Source organism: Variovorax sp. J31P207 (genome assembly GCF_030316965.1).
Taxonomy (GTDB): domain Bacteria; phylum Pseudomonadota; class Gammaproteobacteria; order Burkholderiales; family Burkholderiaceae_C; genus Variovorax; species Variovorax ginsengisoli_B.
This window is the reverse complement of sequence record NZ_JASZYN010000012.1, coordinates 114,401-132,597: the sequence shown is the minus strand read 5'-3', so window position 1 is coordinate 132,597 and position 18,197 is coordinate 114,401. Positions and strand designations below refer to the sequence as shown.

The following is an 18,197-nucleotide window of genomic DNA, read 5'->3' as shown; positions in this document are numbered from 1 at the left end:
TGCTCAGAGGCGTGTCAGAGCCAGCGCGAGTTCGTGTGCGCCCAGCGGGTGGTTGACGCGCGCGTAGGGCGGCTTGGGCCATGACCAGCGCGATGACGGAAACAGCGCCCGCATGGCGTGGATGTCGCAGTGGTACGGCGGCCCGGTCACGAAGCCGTCGGGCGCACCCGCCGCGGCGGCCTGCATGAAGAGCGCCAGCAGCTGGCCGCCGGGCTTCAGCCAGGCATGCAGTTGCGCCGCATAGGCGGTCCAGTGGTCGGGATGCAGCGCACACAGGCAGGTCTGCTCGTAGACCGCATCGACCGGCGCCTCCGGCGACCACTGCAGCACGTCGGCCTGCAGCACCCGGGCCTGCAGGCCGCGCTCGGCCAGATGCTGCTTGCTGCGATCGACCGCCGCCGCAGCGTAGTCCAGGCCGGTGACGGCTACACCGGCCGCCGCCAGTTCGGCCACTTCCCAGCCGCTGCCGCAGCCAGGCACCAGCACGGTGCTGCCCGCCATGAAGACACCCTCGTCGCGCCAGCGCAGCAGTTGCGGGCTGGCGGCGCCGCGGTCCCACGGCGTGGTGCCGGTCTCGAAGCGGGTTTGCCAGAAGGCTGCGTCGGGGCCGGCCATGTCAGGTGCCCTCCTTGGGAGCCCGCAGCTTGGCCTTGAGCACCTTGCCGGTCGGATTGCGCGGCAGCGCATCCACGATCCTCAGTTCCCGCGGCAGCTTGTAGCGCGCGAGTCGCGTCTCGGCGAAGGCCTGCAAGGCTTCGAGCGTGATCGCCCTGCCCGGCTTGGCGGCGACCACCGCCACCACGCGTTCGCCCCAGCGTTCGTCGGGCGCACCGATCACCGCCACCTCGGCGATGTCGGGGTGGTCGTAGAGCACGCTCTCGACCTCGGCCGGGTAGATGTTCTCGCCGCCGCTGATGACCATGTCCTTGAGCCGGTCGCAGATGTAGAGGAAGCCCTCGGCGTCGCGATAGCCGACGTCGCCGCTGCGGAACCAGCCGTCGCGCGTGAACACCGCGGCCGTGGCCTCGGGCTGCCTCCAGTAGCCGGCCATGACGTTGGCGCCACGCACGCAGACCTCGCCGGCGACACCGGGCTCGGTGATCGCATCGCCCACTGCGTCGATCAACCGGATCTCGGTCAAGAGAGGCGGCGTACCACTGGATCCGAGCTTGTCGGTCGCCCGGTCGGGACTCAGGAAGGTGATCATCGAGGCGGTCTCCGTCATGCCGTAGCCCTGGTGCACCGGAATGCCGCGGGCCGCATAGAGTCGCAGCAGGGGCTCGGGCATCGGCGCGCCGCCGACGGCGATCAACCGCAGCGAACTCAGGTCGGCCTCGGCGAAGTCGGGGTGCTGGCTGATGAACAGCAGCATCGCAGGCACCGCGAAGCTGACGGTGATGCGGTGTTCGCGCACCGCCTGCAGCACCGCGGCGACGTCGAAGGCGCGCTGCAGCACCAGGTGGCCGCCCGCCAGCAGCGTCGAGAGGCTGCCGCACAGCAGGCCGCCGACATGGAACATCGGTGCGAAATTGAGCGTGACGTCGGTCGAGACCATGTCCCACAACAGCATCTCGTTGAGGTTGTTGGCCCAGAAGTTGCCGTGCGTGAGCATCGCGCCTTTCGGGTGGCCGGTGGTGCCCGAGGTGTACATGATGACGGCCAGCGCATCGGCGGTGGCCGGCACCGCGGCCGGCACCGTGCCGGGCTGGGCCATCAACGCATCGGCGGGCTCCCAGCCCGGCGCGCCGGCCGCCCGGTGGATGAACCTCTGGCAGGCCAGCGTGGCGCGCACGCCGTCGATCACCGGCACGTGCTCCTCGCCCGCGACCAGCGTGTGGATGCCGGCGTCGCCGATGATCCAGGCCAGCTCGGGGCCGCTCAGGCGAAAGTTGAGCGGCACGAAGACGCCGCCCAGCCGCGAGGTCGCGAACATCACGACCACGAACATCGGGTCGTTCAGGCCCAGGTAGCCGACCCGGTCGCCCGCCGCGACGCCGCCGCCTGCCAGCACCGCCGACATGGCTTCGATGCGCCGTTGCAGTTCGCCGTAGCTCCAGCGCACCTCGCCGCAGCTGAGCGCCGGCCGATCAGGCACCCTCCCCGCGCGGCGCGAGAGCCATTCGTGCAGGCCGACCGCATGGGCGCTGCGGTCGGTGGGCGCGCCGGTCAGCGCCCTGTCCACGTCGGCCTCCGCTTTTCGTTGAAGGAGGCCAGGCCTTCCTTGGCGTCCTCGGTCATTGCGAGCAGCGCGATCTGGCTCTCGGTGTAGGCGATGCCTTCGTCGAAGGACATGGCTTCGAGGGCGCGCATCGCGTATTTGCCGCGGCGGATCGCGGTCGGGGACTTGTTGGCGAGACGGTCGATCAGCCACTGGGTCTTGGCGTCGAGTTCGGCGGCCGGCACCACATGGTTCAGCAGGCCATTGGCCTGGGCTTCGGCCGCGTCGAAGGGTTCGCCCGACAGGCACCATTCGCGCACCGTGCGGCGCGGCGCGATACGCTGCAGCAGGCTCAGCACCTGCATCGGGAACAGCCCGATCTTGACCTCGGGCAGGCCGAACTGCACATGATCGGCGGCGATCGCCATGTCGGTCATGCAGAGCAGGCCGAGTCCGCCGGCCATGCAGACGCCATTGATCCGCGCGATGCTCGGCAAGGTCGAATCCTGCGCCTCGCGCAGCATGTCGGCGTAGTCGATGTTGGGCCGCGACAGGTCGAAGGCGAAGCCCGCGCCGGGCTGCAGGTCGCCACCGGCGCAGAAGGCCTTGTCGCCGGCGGCCGTGAGCACGATCACGCGCACCTCCGGGTCGGCATGGGCACGGCGGTAGCCCTCGCGAATGCCTTCGATCACGTCCTTGTTGATCGCGTTGCGCTTGTCGGGGCGGTTGATGGTGATCCAGAAGGCTCTGTCGCGCTTCTCGTGCAGCACGGACGTATTGGGTTCGGTCATTGATGTCTCCTTGATTCTTGTTGCGGACGTTGGCGGCGATGGGGTCGCATCGACGTTGGAGACGCCGGGATGGCTCGCACACCCCTGAGCCCGGCATGCGGTGCGGGTCGGGCGATCCCCTCTGCGCCGCTGAGGAGCGCAGCTTCAGGCGGATAAGGGCCGCGCGTGTTTGAGCGAAGCGAGTTTCGCGTGGACCCCGCCTGGAGCGAGCACCGGAAGGCAGCCCGAGGGGCCGGCGCAGTGGGGTCGCTCGGCCCGCACCGCTTGCCGGGCGCCTTTCCATGGGAGAACAGCATCACCATCGGATCACGCAAGCCCAGCCACGACCACTTCGATCTCAGCCACCACGCGGCTGGCCGCCACCTGCTCCCCGTTCGACACATGCACAGCCGTCAACCGCCCGGCGACGGGCGCCGCATGCACGTGCTCCATCTTCATCGCCTCCAGGGTGACGATCGGCTGCCCCGCCTCCACCATGTCGCCGACCGCCGCGAGCACCGCGACGACGCGGCCGTTCATCGAGGCGCGCAGTTTTCCGTCGCCACCCGATTCGCCTTGCCGTGCCGAGGCGGCGCGGGTCTTGTCCTCGACGCGCAGCGCCAGGCCGCGGTACTGCAGCAGCAGGGTCGCCCCGTCGCGGAACCAGGTCGCGTGCTCCTGCAGGCCATCGCAGACGAAGCGGACCGTGTCGGAGCCGAGTGCCACCACATCGATCGCGAAACTGCGCTCCCCGAGCGCGACCTCGAAGTGGTGCTGGCGCGGCAAGGTCACGCTCGCGTTCTGCGTCTTGCCGCCGATGTCGAAGCGCAGCGAGATCGGCAGGTTGTGCGACAGGCGCCGGCCCGCCGCGCGCTGCCGGCGCTCGCCCGTGGTCTCGTAGAGCAGCACGGCCGCCAGCGCCGCGGCACGCGCCTGCACGGCCTCATCGGGCGCCAGCAAGGCTTCCTGATGCTGGCCGATGAACGCGGTCGTGGCGCCGCCAGCGGCGAACACCGGATGCGCGAGGCAGCTGCGCAGGAAGGCCTGGTTGGTCGTGACGCCGAGCGCCACCGCGTCTTCCAGGCCGGCCGCGAGCTTGCGCCGCGCCTCGTCGCGGGTGCGGCCATGGCTGATGATCTTGGCGATCATCGAGTCGTAGTACGGCGGGATCTCGGCGCCCGAACGCAGCGCGTCCTCGACCCGCAGCTGGGCCGGCATCTTCCACAGCGCCACCGTGCCGCTCTGCGGCATGAAGCCCTGGTCGGCATCCTCGGCGCACAGCCGCACCTCGATCGCATGGCCCTCGAAGCGCACCTGCGCCTGGGTCAGCGGCAAGGCCTCGCCGGCCGCCACCCGCAGCTGCAGTTCGACCAGGTCGAGGCCGGTCACGGCCTCGGTCACCGGGTGCTCGACCTGCAGGCGGGTGTTCATCTCCATGAAGTAGAAATTGCCTTCGCGGTCGAGCAGGAATTCGAGCGTGCCGGCGCCTTCGTAGCGGATCGCCTTCACGGCCGCCACCGCGGTCGCGCCCATGCGTTCGCGCAGGGCGGCATCGACCGCGGGCGACGGCGCCTCCTCGATCAGCTTCTGGTGCCGGCGTTGCACCGAGCAGTCGCGCTCGCCAAGATGGATCGCGTTGCCATGGCGGTCGGCGAAGATCTGGATCTCGATGTGGCGCGGCTCGACGATGGCGCGCTCGAGGATCACCTCCGGGTCGCCGAAGGCACTCTGCGCCTCGGACCTCGCGCTGCGCAGCAACTCGGGAAACTCCTTCGCCGAAGGCACCAGCCGCATGCCGCGGCCGCCGCCGCCGGCGGTGGCCTTGATCATCACGGGGAAGCCGATGCGAGCGGCCTCCTCGGCCAGTCGGCTCTCGCTCTGGTCTTCGCCCTGGTAGCCCGGGATGCAAGGCACGCCGGCCGCCTGCATCAAGGTCTTGGCGCCGGCCTTGTTGCCCATCGACACGATGGCTTCAGCCGAAGGGCCGATGAAGACCAGCCCCGCGTCTTTGCAGGCCTGCGCGAAATCCTCGTTCTCGGCCAGGAAGCCGTAGCCCGGGTGCACCGCGTCGGCGCCGCTGAGCTTCGCGGCTTCGACGATCGCCGGGATGCGCAGGTAGGACTGGGCCGGCAGCGGCTCGCCGATGCAGACCGCCTGGTCGGCCTCCTGCACATGGCGGGCGCCGGCATCGGCGGTGGAATACACGGCCACCGTGCGGTAGCCCATGGCGCGCGCGCTGCGGATCACGCGCAGCGCGATCTCGCCGCGGTTGGCGACCAGCACCTTGTGGAAAGGCGTGGCGGAAGGGGTAGAAACAGTCTTGGCAGTCATGAGAGTGGATCCGGATGAAGGCCTGCGTTCAGGCCGGCTGGGGAAAGATGCCCATGAACTTGCTGAGGATCTGCAGCATCACCTCGTCGGCGCCGCCGCCGATCGAGGTCAGCCGGCCATCGCGGAAGATGCGCGAGATCGGGCTCTCGTCCATGAAGCCCATGCCGCCCCAGAACTGCAGGCAGCTGTCGGCCACTTCGCGGATCACCCGGCCGGCCTTGAGCTTGGCCATGGTGGCGGTGCGGGTCGCGTCCTGGCCGGCCGTGACCTCGTCCACGCCCTGCCAGCAGATCGCGCGCAGGCAGGCGACCTCGGTCTGCAGCTCGGCCAGCCGGTAGTGCACCCACTGGTTGTCGAGCACCGAGCGGCCGAAGGCCTGGCGGTCGCGGGTGTAGTCGATGGTGGTGTCGATCGCGCGCTGCGCCATGCCGGCGGTGTTGAACGCACCCCACAGCCGCTCGAGCTGGAACTGCTCCATCTGGTAGATGAAGCCCATGCCCTCCTCGCCGATGCGGTGGCGCTGCGGCACGCGCACGTCGTCGAAGTGCAGCTGGGCGGTGTCCGATGCATGCATGCCCATCTTGCGCAGCTTGCGCGCCACCGTCACGCCCCGGGTCTTCATCGGCACGATGATCAGCGACTTGTTGCGGTGGGCTGCGCCGTCGGAGGTGTTGGCGAGCACGCAGCAGAAGTCGGCCTGGGTGCCGTTGGTGGTCCACATCTTGCCGCCGTTGATGACGTAGTCGCCACCGTCCTTGCGCGCCGTGGTCTTGATCGAGGCCACGTCGGAGCCGCTGCCGACTTCCGAGACGCCGAGGCAGGCCACGTACTCGCCGCTGATCGCCGGCGCCAGGAATTCGTCGCGCAGTTCCTTGCTGCCGCGGTGCGCGAGCGCCGGCGTCGCCATGTCGGTCTGCACGCCGATGGCCATCGGGATGCCGCCGCAGTTCATCCGCGCCAGGCCCTCGGCCAGCACGGCGCCGTAGGAATGGTCGAGGCCCGAGCCGCCGTTCTCGACCGGCTTGGTCAGGCCGAGCAGGCCGAGCGCGCCGAGCTGCCGGAAGACCTGGTGGGCCGGGAAGATCTCCTCGCGCTCCCATTCGTCGACATGGGGATTGATCTCCTTGTCGATGAAGCGGTTGAGCGTGTCGCGCAGGGCCTCGTGTTCGGGGGTGAGTTGCATGCCGTGGACCTCAGGGGCGGGCGACCGAGAACTGCATCTTCTGCGGCTCGCGCAGCTCGGCCTCGCGGCAGATCGACAGCACCTTGGACAGCACGGCACGGGTGTCGCGCGGGTCGATCACGCCGTCGTCGAGCAGGCGCGCGCTGGTCGTGAAAACGCTCATCTGGCTGTCGAAGCGGTCGATGATGCGGCGCTCCAGATCATCGAGCTTGGCCTGGTCGACCTCGCCCTTTCGTTTCATTGCGGCCTCGGTGACGATGACCATGGTCTTGGCAGCCTGCTCGCCGCCCATCACCGCGGTCTTGGCATTCGGCCACGAGAAGCAGAAGCGCGGATGGAAGCCGCGGCCGCACATGCCGTAGTTGCCGGCGCCGAAGGAGGCGCCGCAATAGATGGTGATCTGTGGCACCGTGGCGTTGGTCACGGCCTGGATCATCTTGGAGCCGTGCTTGATGATGCCGGCCTCTTCGTAGTCGCGCCCGACCATGAAGCCGGTCGTGTTGTTGAGATAGAGGATCGGCGTCTTCGACTGGCAGCAGGCCTGGATGAAGTGGGTCGCCTTGGTGGCGCCGGCCGGGTCGATCGGGCCGTTGTTGGTGACGATGCCCAGCGGCAGCCCTTCGATCTTGATGTGGCCGACCACGGTGGCCCCACCGTAGTTCTCGCCGAATTCGAGGAACTCGGAGTCGTCGGCGATGCGGGCGATGACCTGCTTCATGTCGACCGGGCGCTTGTGATCCATCGGCATGATGCCCAGCAACTCCTCGGCGTCGTAGCGCGGCGGCTTGAAGCGGCGCGGCGCCTCGGCCGGCAGATCGCGGTTCCAGTCGATGTTGGCCATGATCTCGCGGGCGATGCGGATCGCGTCGCGGTCGTCCTCGGCCAGGTAGTCGCCCAGGCCCGAGATCGAGGTGTGCATCACGGCGCCGCCGAGTTCCTCCTCGGTGGCGATCTCGCCGGTCGCGGCCTTGAGCAGCGGCGGGCCGGCCAGGAAGGCCCGCGAGCGGCCCCGCACCATCACGATGTAGTCCGACAGCCCGGTCTGGTAGGCCCCACCCGCGGTGGACGATCCGTGCGTGACCGTGAGCACCGGCAGGCCGGCCGCCGAGATGCGCGCGATGTTGCGGAACAGGTTGCCGCCGGTCACGAACTCCTCGACCTTGTAAGTCATGAGGTTGGCGCCGGCGCTCTCGACCAGCTGGATGTAGGGCAGCTTGTTCTCCAGCGCCAGTTCCTGCATGCGCAGCTGCTTGGGGATGCCCATCGGCTGCAGCGCCCCGGCGTCGATGCCCGAGTCGGAGGCGTTGATCATCACGCGCACCCCCGAGACCCAGCCGATGCCGCCGATCACGCCGCCGCCCGGCACGCTCTTCTCGAGGTCGGGGTTGTCGAGGCCCAGACCCGCCAGCGAAGAGATCTCGAGGAACGGCGTGCCCGGGTCGAGCAGCAGCGACAGGCGCTCGCGCGGCAGCAGCTGGCCGCGCTTCTCGAAGCGCTCGCGCGACCTGGCCGAGGTGGCGACGCTGCGCCGCTCGTAGCCGTGGACGCGCTCGATCAGCGCGAGCATGCCGTCGCGGTTGGCCTGGAAGGCCTCGCTGCCGGGGGAAATGGTCGATTCGATGGTTGCCATGTGCGCTTTGCCCGCCGCGCTGGAGCGGGTCGATGGTGTATGTCCGGCAAGCTTAGGCATCGGCCACGGCGAGGTCTTGCGCAAACTCGCTGCGCACGCGGCCTGCCCCGAACCGTCATTCAGCGCCTGGACGCAAGCGTTCCGCGCCCCCGCCCGCTAGCCTTCACCGGCACCCCCGCGGGCCCGAATCGAAAGCCATGTCCATCCTTCCCCACCCCTCCGACCAACGGCCGACGCGCATGCCGGTACGCGACGGCGCCGACCTGCTGGCGCGCGAGTCGGTCGGACTCGACGCGCGTTTCGCCGGCATCGACTCGACCCTCGACGTCTTTCGCCTCGCCGCCGCAGCCTGGCCCGATCGCCCGGCGCTGACTTTCGTTCCCGACGGCAGCGCCGAGGCCGCGTCGGTCGACGTCAGCTACGCCCGGCTGCACGAGCGCATCGTCCGCACCGCCAACCACCTGGCCTCCCTCGGGCTGCGGCGCGACGACTGCGTCGCCTACCTGCTGCCGAACCTGCCCGAGGCGCATTTCTGCATCTGGGGCGCCCAGGCCGTCTGCCGGGTGGCGGCAGTCAACCATTTCCTGGAGCCGGCGCAGATCGCCGACCTGCTCCGGGCGCTGGACGCCCGGGTGGTGGTCACCGCCTCGCCCGCCGAAGCGCCGGCGCTGTGGGCCAAGCTCGGGCCGGTGCTGGCCGGACTGCCGGGCCTGCGCGAGACGCTGTGGGTCGGCGCCGCCGATCCGGCCGCCCTGCCGCCGGGCGTGCGCCGCTTCGACGACGCCCTCGCCGCGCAACCCGCCGAGCCCGTGTTCGAGCCCCTGCGCGACCCGGCCGCCCTGGCCGCCTGCTTCCACACGGGCGGCACCACCGGCACGCCGAAGATCGCCCAGCTCTCGCACCGCGCGCTGGTGGTCAACAGCTGGATGCTGGGCGAGATGTTCGACATCCGGCCCAGCGACGTGATCGTCTGCGGCCTGCCGCTGTTCCATGTCAACGGCGTGGTCGTCACCGGGCTCGCGCCCTTCATGCACGGCGCGCGCGTGCTGCTCGCGGGCCGGGAGGGGTTTCGCAACCCGAAACTGGTGGCCGGCTTCTGGCGGCTGGTGGAGCGCTTCGGCGTCACCACCTTCTCGGGCGTGCCGACCGTCTACGCGGCGCTGCTCAACGTGCCGCTCGCGGGCGCCGACGTCTCTTCGCTGCGCTTCGGCATCTGCGGCGCGGCGCCGATGCCGGTCGAGCTGTCCCGGCGCTTCGAGAGCGCCACCGGAATCCGGCTGCTCGAAGGCTTCGGCATGACCGAGACCACCGCCTGCGCCTCGGTGAACCCGCGCGACGGCGAGCGCCGGGTCGGCTCGATCGGCCTGCCGGTGCCCTATGGCCGCATGAAGACCGTGATCCTCGACGAGCGCGGCGCCTATGTGCGCGAAGCCGCCACCGACGAGATCGGCGTGGTCGCGATCCTGGGGCCGCACCTGACGCCGGGCTACCGCGACCCGCGGCACGACGCCGGCCTGTGGCTGCCGGGCGGCTGGCTCAATTCGGGCGACCTCGGCCGGCGCGATGCCGACGGCTACTTCTGGCTGGTGGGGCGGGCCAAGGACCTGATCATCCGCGGCGGCCACAACATCGATCCGTCGATGATCGAAGAAGCCCTGGCCAGGCACCCCGAGGTCGAGCTGGTGGCCGCGGTCGGCCGCCCCGATGCCTATGCGGGCGAGCTGCCGGTCGCCTACGTCAAGCTGCGCGACGGCGCACGCGCCGATGCGGAAGAACTCAAGGCCTTTGCCAAGGCGCATGTCACCGAGCGCGCCGCCGCGCCCAGCTGGGTCGAGTGCATCGACACCATGCCGGTCACGGCCGTCGGCAAGATCTTCAAGCCGACGCTGCGCAAGCAAGCGATTGCGCGCACTCTGCGCGAGCTGTTTGCCGAAGGGGATCTGCAGCACGCCGGTATCGAGGTGCGCGACGACCGCACGCACGGCGTCGTCGCCGTGGTGGGGGTGGCCGACGAGGCCGCACGCGCCCGCGTGGCCGAACTTTGCGCCGGCCTCGCGCTGCAGGTGCGCAGCACGGTCGGCTGACCGCTCATTCACCAGGAGACAACACGCATGATTTCGAGAAGAAGATTCAGCCAGGCGACCGCCGCCGGCCTGCTGCTGTCCGCGGGCGGCACCCTGCTCGCCCAGACCGGCGACATCAAGGTGGCGCTGATCGTCGCCAAGACCGGCCCCTTCGAGGCCTACGCCAAGCAGGACGAGCTGGGCTTCCGCATGGGGCTCGAATACCTCACCAGCGGCAGCATGGCGATCGACGGCCGCAAGGTGCAGATCATCGTCAAGGACGACCAGCTGCGGCCCGACCTGTCGAAGGCGCTGCTGGCCGAGGCCTATGCCGACGACAAGGTCGACATCGCGGTCGGCGCCGGCGGATCGTCGGGTACGGTCGCGGCGCTGCCGATCGCCGAGGAGTACAAGAAGATCCTGATCGTCGAGCCGTCTGCGGCCGACTCGATCACCGGCGACAAGTGGAACCGCTACGTGTTCCGCGTCGCGCGCACCACCAGCCTGGACGCCACCGCCTCGGTGTCGGCCTTCGGCGGACCGGTGACGGTAGCCTTCCTGGCCCAGGACAACGTCTTCGGCCGCGACAACGTCACGGCCTACAAGGAGGCCTTCGCGCGGCTCAATCCGCAGGCCAGGATGGGCCACGAGGAATTCGTGCCGCAGGGCACGACCGACTTCACGGCGCCGTTCCAGCGCATTGCCGACTCGCTCAAGGGCGCGACCGGGCGCAAGGTGCTGGTGATCCCGTGGGGCGGCGAGCACCCGATCCGCAAGCTGGCCGGCATGAATCCCGAGCGCTTCGGCATCGAGCTGTCGCCCGGCGGCTCGCTGCTGAGCGTGATGCAGACCTGGCGCGAGTTCGAGGGCCTGGAGGGCGGCACCTACTACCACTACAAGTTCCCGCGCAACAAGGCCAACGACTGGCTGGTGACCGAGCACATGAAGCGCTACAAGATGCCGCCGGACTTCTTCGTCTGCGGCGGCTTCTCGGCCGCCAGCGCGGTCGTGACCGCGATCCGCAAGGCCCGCTCGACCGACACCGAGAAGCTGATCGCGGCGATGGAGGGCATGGACTTCGAGACCCCCAAGGGCACGATGACCTTCCGTGCGGAAGACCACCAGGCGATGATGCCGATGTACCACTTCAAGATGAAGAAGCGGGCGCAGCAGGGGGACGAGTGGGACATCCTCGAACTGGTGCGGGAGATTCCGGCGTCGGAGATCAAGCTGCCGATACGGAACAAGCGGGGCTAGCTGTCGGACAGCGCCGCCTCGCTCCCGAACGTCTGGCGCACGGTGTGCGGCGGCGGGCGGCCTGCGCTGAGCTGACCGGCCCGCGCCTCACGCCCGCAACGCCACCCGCAGCTTCGGAATCAGCCCCGCGGGCCCATACGAGCGCTTGCTGCGCCGGAACCCTGCCAGCCCCATGTCCTGCTCGAAGTTTAGCCATCGCACCGGGCGCGCGAAGCTGCGGCAGAAGTGCTGGAACATGAAGGGATAGATGCCGACGTGGCTGTCCAGCCCCTTGGCGAAGCGCATCACGAAGACACCGGGCTGGAGTTCTTGCGCCAACACGAAGCCCAGCGGCTGGTCGCCCGCGAAATGGATGAAGCCTTCGAGGCCGAAGGTCGAGGCCTCGGCAATGGCCTCGAGGCAGGCGGACTCGTCGGCCTCGCCGTGGGCCTTGCCCTTCTGCGCCATCCAGCCCCGCAGCACCTGCTGCGCCGCCTCGGCCGCTGCCATCTCGAATGGAACGCTGCGCGGCACGCAGGTCGCCAGCAGTTGCCGGACCTGGTTGCGCTTCCTGGCGAGAGCGCGGCCCGGATAGTCGCTGAACTGCCGGGCCTCGAACAGGTAGTCGGCATCGTCGGCCGAAGTCCAGTGGCGGAACTGCGACGGCGAGAGCCTTTCGACGTGACGCTGCGCGATCGGGTACAGGCAGTCGTGGCCGTCGAGCAACTGGAGCAGCACGTCGAGCGGCGCGTCGTGCAAGGCGAACAGCGGCATCAGGTGCCGCGTGCCGTCGTAGGCTCGGCCCGAGATGCAGGGCCAGTCGCCGGGCAGGTAGCGGTAGTCGTGCGCGTCCCGAAAAAGATAGAGGTTGGCGAAGGCATGGTCCGACAGGCAATGCTCGGCGCTGCCTTCGCGCAGCCGAAGCAGCGCCTCTTCGATCGGTTCCCGCAGCGCCAGCGTGAGCGGCAACCCGCTCATGCAGGCGCGCGAGCCACCTTGCGCACGCCCGGCGCGGGCGCATCCGCCGGGGGCCCCGCGAAGCACTGGGCGATCGAGAGCCACTCGCGGGCCGAGCCCTGGCTGTAGCGCAGCCCGGTGTCGGCCAGGTTGCGCCGCTGCGTGACGAGCAGGCAGAAATCGAGCGCGCTGCCGCGCACGAATTCGGGCGAGGCGGGATCGCCCCAGTGCCAGCTGTCATTGCCGGGCGCATCGAGCGAGATGAACGGAACCACCGGCGGCACCGGCAGCTTGCGGTTGACGAAGCTCCAGCCGAAGGTGGTGACGCCGATGTGGGCGATGTGCTTGAGCCTCGGCGTGCCGGCGCGCTCGCGGCCGACCACGTCCCACACGTCCTGCCCATGCGCCCAGGTCTCCATCAGCCGCGCCGACGCGAACGAGCGCGCACTCATGGTCGGCCCGTACCAGGGCAGCCGCGCCTTCGGATCGAGCGCGGCGAGCAGGTCGGTGAGCCGCATCGCGATCGGCTCCCAGTGCGCGAGCAGCGCGGCGCCGTCGAGGTGGCCGTACTTCTCGCGTGCAATGGCGCTGATCTCCTTGCCGGTGGCCAGCACCTCGGTCAGCGCCGCGGTGTCGCGCGCGAAGGCCTCGGCGTCGGTTGCGGAGAGGGTCGCCGTCTGGTCGAAGTAGCACAGGTGCGCCACCTCGTCCCAGGGCGTCCAGCCGTAGAAGTCGCTCTTCAGGCGCCATTGCGCGGGCGTGAGGCTGCGGCAGAGGTCGGCGAGTTCGCGGTACTCGGCGCGCAGGTCGTCGGCGGTGTCTTTCATCGTGCTTCCTGCTTCGTGGTCTCAAAGGCCCAGCTGCCGCGCCGCGAGGTCCTTCATGACCTCCTCGGAGCCGCCGCCGATCATCATCACCTTGACCTCGCGGTAGATGCGCTCGCTCTGCGTGCCGCGCATGAAGCCCATGCCGCCAAGCAGCTGCACCGCCTGGTCGGCGCAGAACTGCATCGCCTGCGTGGCCTGCACCTTGGCCAGGCAGACGCGCGCCACCAGGCGCGCCGGATCGGCCAGCTTGTGCTCGATGCGGTAGGCCAGGTCGTAGACCAGCGTGCGCGATGCATCGATGCGCATGGTCATGTCCATCAGCTTGTGGCGCACCACCTGGCGCTCGGACAGGGGCATGCCGAAGGAGACGCGCTGGCGCGTCCAGTCGACCGCTTCCTTCAGGCAGACCTCGGCAAAGCCGCAGGCCAGCGCCGACATGAACAGCCGCTCGGTGTTGAAGTTGTTCATGAAGGTCTTGAAGCCCTTGTTCTCGATCCCGACCAGGTTGGCGACCGGCACCCGGCAGTTGTCGAAGCGCAGGTGCGCGGTGTCGGAGCTCCACCACCCCATCTTCTTGAGCGCGGTGCGCGTGAGGCCGGGCGTGTCGCCGTCGATCAGCAGCACCGAGATGCCGCCCGCACCCTTGATGGCCGGATCGGTGCGCACCGCGGTGGTGATGAAGTCGGCACGCATGCCCGAGGTGATGAAGGTCTTCTCGCCGTTGACGACATAGTGGTCGCCATCGCGCACCGCGGTGGTCTTGAGCGCCGCCACGTCAGAGCCGCCCGAGGGCTCGGTGACCGCCAGCGCCGCGATCTTCTCGCCGGCCAGCACCGGCGGAATGACCCGCTGCTTGAGCGCGTCGCTGCCCGCGTGCAGGATCGGCGGTAGTGCGATGCTGTGCGAGTTCAGGGAGGCCTGCAGCCCGCCGCCGCCGCAGCGCGCGAACTCCTCGGCCACGATCAGCTGGAAGAAGACGTCGGCCGGCGTGCCGCCGTAGGCCTCCGGGTAGCCCAGGCCCTGCACGCCGAGCTCAGCGGCGCGCGCGTACAGTTCGCGCGGGAAGGTCTCGGCCTCGTCCCACTCGGCGACGAAGGGCGTGATCTCGCGCGAGATGAATTCGCGCAGGGTGGCGCGAAACTGTTCGTGTTCGGGCGTGAAATAGAAGGGCAGCGGCGGTGCCTCGAGGAATTCCATGGTGTCTCCTGTCTGCCACGAGGCTAGCGGCGCGGACGGGTATGGTCTTGCGCCGACTGGCTGCACCGCTGCCGTGTGCAGCCCGCTCTTCCGTCAGAATCGGGATACAAGCAGACACAACCTCCTTTAAATTCCCGTGATGGCAAGAACCCGCAATTCCCGGCCGGCCACGTTTGCGCCGGCCTCCCGCAAGCCGACCTCGCCCCGGAGCGAGTCATGACGCTCGACGCCTCCCTTGCCGTCGTCCTCGGCGTGGCCGTCGGCGCCCTCGCCGGCATCGTGGGCGGCGCGCTCGCGGCCTGGCGCCAGTCGAAGCTGGCGCTGGAGAAATGGTCGCGCTCGCGCGAAGACCAGCATCGCAGCGACACGCGGGAGGCGGTGGCGACCGTGGCCCGCACGCTGGCCTCCACCGCCCATTCGATGATGTGGGCCACCTTCAAGGTTCTGACCTCGGGCAAGGCCAGCCGCGAGGCGCTGGCCTCCTTCGAGGTCGAGTTCCACGGCGAGGTGGCGACCCTGGTCAGCGCCCAGATGCAGCTCGCGGCGCTCGACCACGCGCTCTACGCCCGGGTCACACCCTACATCGGGCAGGTGATCGCCCTGGGCGGCAACACCTATGCGGCGTTGCGGGCGTCGATGGAGAAGGACCTCGACGCCGAGGACCGGCTGCGCAGCTGCAACCAGGAGGCGCTGGACCTGATCCGCGATGTACCCACCAAGGTGGCCGGCCTGCTGGCCCCGCCGGAGGCCGCGGCCTAGGACGCTGTTCGCCCTACAAAACGCGCGCCCGCCGCCGATATCCATCCAGCGGGCAGCCCGGTGCCGGCCCCGCAGGTGTCGCATCCATGACGACGGCCGATCGGACAACCCGAGACTTTCCTCACGCGCAGGCGATGTTTTGGCGCGCGGGAATGCACTTCGGCACCCTTTTCAGCCACGCTTAAGGATCGACGAAGAGACTGGTTCCGAGGCAAAGGAAAAGTCCCTTGCCCCACCGAAAAGGATCGAACGCCATGAAGCCTTCCGCCGCCGCCCCCAAGCCCCTGACGCCGTCGCAGATCAAGCTCGTGCTCGAGCTGCTCGAGCTGCGGCAGCTGGCACCGAAGGAGACCGCCGCGAAGTTCGATCGTCTGGCCCAGGGCAAGACCTTTTCCGAAGCCCAGCAGGAGGCGATCGAGATCCTCTTCGCGCTCGAGGAAGACGAGATTCCCGACGCCCTCTTCGACTTCGCCGACGACGAGGCCCGCGACATCGTTCGCGACGGCCTGGCGCACGAGGCGCGACTCACCTTCGTGCGGGCCTGACCCGACTCAGGACGGCTGCCCGTCCTCGTCCTTGGCCCGGTACCAGGTCGGATAGAACCGGGCCACCTGCGGCCCATCGGTGGCCAATGCGTGGCAGCCGTCGAGCTGGAAGGGCTTCTGGGTCTGCGAGACCGCGAGGTCGGCGCCCGCCAGCGTCTGCAGCACGCCGGTGGCCATGGTCCGCAGCAGCTCCGACATGTGGGTGCAGCCGCGCACGCCGCCGAACAGCCGCACCGCGGCGCGGTTGAAGCCTGGCCCCACACGCAGCCCGACCAGCGCCGCATAGTCGGGCGCGATCCTGCCGCAGACCTCCTCGAACGGCGCCGCGTCGGTGGCGGCCACCGCATCGACGATCAGCGCGGTGGCATCGACCGTGAGCCGCAACCACATCGAATGGATCGGCGCCCCGCCACGACGCTCCCCGCCCGGAAAGCGAAAGTCGTGGGCGCGCACGTCCTCGAGGTGGCCTTCGACGTCCCAGAGGCCATCGGCACGGCGATGGCCTCGGATGGTGATGGTGCGGGCGTGCACCTCGGTACGTTCGGCGGAAGAAGGCGGCAATGGCATGGCAGGTGCGTCGATGATGCCATCGACGGGAAGCGCCCGTCTTGCGCGCAATGGCTGCGCCTCGTCAGCGAGTTGGCGCAAGCCTCGGGCGCAGCGGCTGGCTAAGCTCCCTGCTCCAGCGACACCCCGTCGACACCGAGGAGCGAGACCGCCATGACCACCCCACCGACCCCGCAGAAAACCGTCAGCATCGGAGGCGCCTCCGGCTTCTGGGGCGACAGCATGGTGGCGGCGCCGCAGCTCGTGAAGCTCGGCCGGCTCGACTACCTGGTGTTCGACTTCCTGGCCGAGACCACGATGTCGATCCTGGCCTCGGCCCGGGCCAAGAAACCCGAACTCGGCTATGCCACCGACTTCGTCGACATCGCGATGAAATCCGTGCTGGCCGAGGTCAAGCGCCAGGGCATCAAGGTGGTGAGCAATGCCGGCGGCATCAACCCGCACGGCTGCGCCGCCGCGCTGCAGGCGTTGGCCGAGGCCGAAGGCGTGGCGCTGCGCATCGCGGTGGTCGAGGGCGACGATGTCAGCGCGCAGATGCCGCAGCTGCGCGAGGCCGGCACCCGCGACATGTTCACCGACGAGGCGTTGCCCGAGAAGGTGCTGAGCGCCAACGCCTACCTGGGCGCCCTGCCGATCGCAGCTGCGCTGGCGGCCGGCGCCGACGTCGTCATCACCGGGCGCTGCGTCGACAGCGCGGTCACGCTCGGGCCCCTGATGCACGAGTTCGGCTGGCAGCCCGGCGACCACGACCTGCTGGCCTCGGGCAGCCTCGCAGGCCACATCATCGAATGCGGCTGCCAGGCCACTGGCGGCCTGCACACCGACTGGGAAGACATCCCCGACTGGGCCCACATGGGCTATCCGATCGTCGAATGCCATGCCGACGGCAGTTTCGTCGTCACCAAGCCCGAGGGCACCGGCGGCAAGGTGATCCGCGCCAATGTGGCCGAGCAGCTGCTCTACGAAATCGGCGACCCCGGGGCCTACCTGCTGCCCGACGTCAGCTGCGATTTCCGCGAGGTCGTGATCGAGCAGCTCGGCGCCGACCGCGTGCGGGTGGGCCCGGCGCGCGGACGCGCGCCCTCCCCCAGCTACAAGGTCTCGGCCACGCAGCTCGACGGCTTCCGCTGCGCCGGCAGCATGGTCTTCGTCGGCATCGACGCCGAGAAGAAGGCGGTGCGCACGGCCGAAGCGATCATCGAGCGCACCGGCGAGATCCTGCAGCAGATGGGCCTGCCACCCTTCACCTCGACCTACATCGAAGTGATCGGCTCCGAATGGCTGTACGGCCCGCACTCGCGCACGCGGCAAGTGCGCGAGGTCACGATGCGGGTGGTCGCCAACCATCCGCAGAAGGCGGCGCTGGCGATGTTCGCGCGCGAGATCGCGCCGTCGGGCACCTCGTGGGCACCGGGCACGACCAGTCCCGGCGGCGGACGACCGGCGGTGTCGCCACTGATCAAGCCCTTCTCGTTCACGCTGGCCAAGGCCGCGGTGCCGGTGGCCTTCGTGCTCGGGGGCGAACGGCATGCGGTGGAGATCCCTGCCGATGTCGACGGCGCGGCGGCCTCGCCGGCCACCGAGCCGCCGCCCTTCGAGGAGGACGGCGGCGAGCAGGTCGAGGTTCGCCTCATCGAGCTCGCCTGGGCCCGCAGCGGCGACAAGGGCAACCTGTCGAACATCGGCCTGATCGCGCGCCGGCCGGAGTGGCTGCCGCTGCTGTGGTCGCGCGTCACGCCGCAGTTCGTGGGGGACTACTTCGCCCACCTGGTGCACGGCAAGGTCGAACGCTTCCACCTGCCCGGCATCGCATCGATGAACCTGCTGCTGCACGATGCGCTCGATGGCGGCGGCCCGTCGTCGATGCGCATGGACCCGCTGGGCAAGGGCATGGCGCAGATGCTGCTGGATGCGACGGTGCGGGTGCCGCGGCGCGTGGCGGAGGCGGCGCGGGCGGCGCGGTGAGGCCGGCTG

General features: G+C 69.5%; 15 protein-coding genes. 5 read left to right on the top strand and 10 right to left on the bottom strand.

Going from position 1 to position 18,197, the window contains the following annotated elements; translation table 11 throughout:
- Positions 1-3 precede the first annotated feature (3 nt).
- The 6 genes from QTI68_RS31060 to QTI68_RS31035 all read right to left on the bottom strand — a co-directional run bounded on the left by QTI68_RS31060 (position 4) and on the right by QTI68_RS31035 (position 8,072).
- Positions 4-615, bottom strand: coding sequence for a methyltransferase domain-containing protein (locus QTI68_RS31060; protein ID WP_286527074.1), 612 nt, complete (start codon positions 613-615; stop codon positions 4-6).
- 1 nt (position 616) lies between these two features.
- Positions 617-2,182 carry an acyl-CoA synthetase gene (locus tag QTI68_RS31055; RefSeq protein WP_286527073.1) on the bottom strand — a complete coding sequence of 522 codons (1,566 nt, stop codon included), beginning with the start codon at positions 2,180-2,182 and terminating at the stop codon, positions 617-619.
- A complete protein-coding gene (locus QTI68_RS31050; protein WP_286527072.1) occupies positions 2,167-2,949 on the bottom strand; it encodes an enoyl-CoA hydratase/isomerase family protein in 783 nt (260 codons plus the stop codon). The genes QTI68_RS31055 and QTI68_RS31050 overlap by 16 nt, the downstream gene beginning before the upstream one ends.
- Before the next feature lie 306 nt (positions 2,950-3,255).
- Complete coding sequence (locus QTI68_RS31045) at positions 3,256-5,259, bottom strand: acetyl/propionyl/methylcrotonyl-CoA carboxylase subunit alpha (RefSeq protein ID WP_286527070.1); 2,004 nt, start codon at positions 5,257-5,259, stop codon at positions 3,256-3,258.
- 28 nt (positions 5,260-5,287) lie between these two features.
- Positions 5,288-6,442 carry an acyl-CoA dehydrogenase family protein gene (locus tag QTI68_RS31040; RefSeq protein ID WP_286527069.1) on the bottom strand — a complete coding sequence of 385 codons (1,155 nt, stop codon included), beginning with the start codon at positions 6,440-6,442 and terminating at the stop codon, positions 5,288-5,290.
- A gap of 10 nt (positions 6,443-6,452) precedes the next feature.
- Positions 6,453-8,072 (bottom strand): acyl-CoA carboxylase subunit beta, encoded by a 1,620-nt coding sequence (locus QTI68_RS31035; protein ID WP_286527068.1) that lies wholly within the window; start codon positions 8,070-8,072, stop codon positions 6,453-6,455.
- A 197-nt stretch (positions 8,073-8,269) separates the two neighbouring features.
- Between QTI68_RS31035 and QTI68_RS31030 the strand changes: the two genes are divergently transcribed.
- Together QTI68_RS31030 and QTI68_RS31025 are read left to right on the top strand one after the other, a co-directional pair.
- Positions 8,270-10,156: an acyl-CoA synthetase gene (locus QTI68_RS31030; RefSeq protein ID WP_286527067.1), complete on the top strand. Its 1,887-nt coding sequence runs from the start codon at positions 8,270-8,272 to the stop codon at positions 10,154-10,156.
- A gap of 27 nt (positions 10,157-10,183) precedes the next feature.
- Positions 10,184-11,392 carry a substrate-binding domain-containing protein gene (locus QTI68_RS31025; RefSeq protein ID WP_286527066.1) on the top strand — a complete coding sequence of 403 codons (1,209 nt, stop codon included), beginning with the start codon at positions 10,184-10,186 and terminating at the stop codon, positions 11,390-11,392.
- An 87-nt stretch (positions 11,393-11,479) separates the two neighbouring features.
- Here QTI68_RS31025 and QTI68_RS31020 read toward each other — a convergent pair whose 3' ends face one another.
- Genes QTI68_RS31020 through QTI68_RS31010 form a run of 3 tightly spaced genes read right to left on the bottom strand, consistent with a single transcriptional unit; the run spans position 11,480 to position 14,352 of the window.
- Positions 11,480-12,349, bottom strand: coding sequence for a phosphatidylglycerol lysyltransferase domain-containing protein (locus tag QTI68_RS31020; RefSeq protein WP_286527065.1), 870 nt, complete (start codon positions 12,347-12,349; stop codon positions 11,480-11,482).
- Positions 12,346-13,155, bottom strand: coding sequence for a TIGR03084 family metal-binding protein (locus QTI68_RS31015; RefSeq protein WP_286527064.1), 810 nt, complete (start codon positions 13,153-13,155; stop codon positions 12,346-12,348). The genes QTI68_RS31020 and QTI68_RS31015 overlap by 4 nt, the downstream gene beginning before the upstream one ends.
- Positions 13,156-13,176: 21 nt before the next feature.
- Positions 13,177-14,352 (bottom strand): acyl-CoA dehydrogenase family protein, encoded by a 1,176-nt coding sequence (locus QTI68_RS31010; RefSeq protein WP_286527063.1) that lies wholly within the window; start codon positions 14,350-14,352, stop codon positions 13,177-13,179.
- Positions 14,353-14,568: 216 nt separating this feature from the next.
- Here QTI68_RS31010 and QTI68_RS31005 point away from each other — a divergent pair, with 216 nt between their 5' ends.
- Together QTI68_RS31005 and QTI68_RS31000 are read left to right on the top strand one after the other, a co-directional pair.
- Positions 14,569-15,111 carry a hypothetical protein gene (locus tag QTI68_RS31005; protein WP_286527062.1) on the top strand — a complete coding sequence of 181 codons (543 nt, stop codon included), beginning with the start codon at positions 14,569-14,571 and terminating at the stop codon, positions 15,109-15,111.
- Between the two features lie 254 nt (positions 15,112-15,365).
- A complete protein-coding gene (locus tag QTI68_RS31000; RefSeq protein WP_286503702.1) occupies positions 15,366-15,656 on the top strand; it encodes a hypothetical protein in 291 nt (96 codons plus the stop codon).
- A gap of 6 nt (positions 15,657-15,662) precedes the next feature.
- On the opposite strand, the gene QTI68_RS30995 is transcribed toward QTI68_RS31000, so the two are convergent.
- Positions 15,663-16,223: a DUF2889 domain-containing protein gene (locus QTI68_RS30995; protein ID WP_286527060.1), complete on the bottom strand. Its 561-nt coding sequence runs from the start codon at positions 16,221-16,223 to the stop codon at positions 15,663-15,665.
- Positions 16,224-16,376: 153 nt separating this feature from the next.
- Here QTI68_RS30995 and QTI68_RS30990 point away from each other — a divergent pair, with 153 nt between their 5' ends.
- Positions 16,377-18,188 carry an acyclic terpene utilization AtuA family protein gene (locus QTI68_RS30990; protein WP_286527058.1) on the top strand — a complete coding sequence of 604 codons (1,812 nt, stop codon included), beginning with the start codon at positions 16,377-16,379 and terminating at the stop codon, positions 18,186-18,188.
- Positions 18,189-18,197 lie beyond the last annotated feature (9 nt).